The following is a 1,446-nucleotide window of genomic DNA, read 5'->3' on the forward strand; positions in this document are numbered from 1 at the left end:
TCACTCCCCCGTTGGTGTATACCGGGGTTGGCCGCACCACGGGTCTCCGGCCCGGCCACCCCCCCCCCCCCCGGCGCCCGGGGGGCGGGGGGGGGGGGGCCCGGGCCCCGCCCCCCCCCCCGTCAACGGCCTAGTAGCACTCGCCGGTGCCGTCGGTGTGCAGCGCGAGCTTCAGGCCGGGGAGCTTGAAGGTGCCGGCCGAGGTGGCCCAGGCGGTCTGCTGCACGTTGTACAGGTCGGCCTTGTCGGCGGCCTGGGCGAAGCCGGTCGCGCCGGACGGCAGGCCGCCGAGCTTGGACTTCCAGCCCTGGGTGGCCTCTCCCTTGAGGGTCGAGGCGTCCTGGCCGATGTTGATGTTGGTGAACTCGGCGTCCGCGTTCAGCTGGTCGAGGTCGATCAGCAGGTTCTTGGCGTAGACCTGCTTCTTGACGTCGTCGCTGTTGCCCGCCTCCAGGCGAAGGACGATCTTGGGCAGCTTCCACGGCAGGCCGGGGATGACGTTGGGGTCGGTCACCACCGACTGGCAGAGGCCCTTGATGGTGGCCTCGTCGAAGGCCGAGACGGCGACCGGGTGCGGAGTGCCGTTCACCTCGGCGTCGATCGAGCCGAACTGGGCGAAGTTCTTGCCGTGCAGCTCCGGCGTGGTGACCTTGAAGCTCTGGCCGGAGACGCTGAACGAAGCCGCCAGCGCGTTGTTGGCCATGGCGGCGCCGACCATCGCGGTGGCCGCGATGCTCGGCACCATCACCAGGGCGAAGCGCTTCCAGCGGGTCTTGCCGTAGGTCTGGGACATGCGAGTCCTCCTTCTAGGACGTACATCTCCGGCTCCCCGGCGGCGCGCCCGCGCCGGTGGGGGACTGGGATGGGAGAGAGCTACGTCCTCGGTAGCGGAGAGCGCCTTGGGCGTCGTCGGACGCGGGAGCGGCCGGCACACAGCGGCACTCCCGTCCCTCCACCGGCCGTCCTTGCGGGGCGGCGGGCAGGACCGACGACATCGGCGATCACCCCCGAGCGACAACCAGCGACCGCGCAGGGCCGCGCGGCCGGTCGAAGGACAGGAACCGCCGTGGGACCGCGGATACCCCCCTGCCCTCCCTACCGCCGACCGGGGCCGGCGGATCACCCGGTGGGGATCCCGCGCTCCACGTGGCCGACCGGATCGGAGGGTGTGGAGTCAGGGACCGGGCGTCGCCGATCGTGCTCGAATCCCGGGCGAAGCACAAGAGGTTCCTTACTGACGGGTAATGCAACACCCGGCGGCGTTGACCGCGGAATCTGCGTGACATGCACCGTGCGTGACGTCATGAAGGAAACGTGACGAAGAAATCCGCCGGAAACACGAACGAAACACCCGTGGACAGTCACCAAGTGTGACTGTCGCCGGGGGGGTTGAAAAATAGTGTAAACACTGTAGGGTTGAACCGATTTGGGGCAAAAGACCCCCCG

Annotated in this window: 1 protein-coding gene; it reads right to left on the reverse strand. The window is 69.2% G+C overall.

Annotation, left to right across the window (positions count from 1 at the left end):
* Positions 1 to 130: 130 nt before the first annotated feature.
* Positions 131 to 793 (reverse strand): DUF6230 family protein, encoded by a 663-nt coding sequence (locus tag ACFV61_RS27130; RefSeq protein ID WP_063347768.1) that lies wholly within the window; start codon positions 791 to 793, stop codon positions 131 to 133.
* Between the last annotated feature and the right edge of the window lie 653 nt (positions 794 to 1,446).

Source organism: Kitasatospora sp. NPDC059817 (genome assembly GCF_042731835.1).
Taxonomy (GTDB): domain Bacteria; phylum Actinomycetota; class Actinomycetes; order Streptomycetales; family Streptomycetaceae; genus Kitasatospora.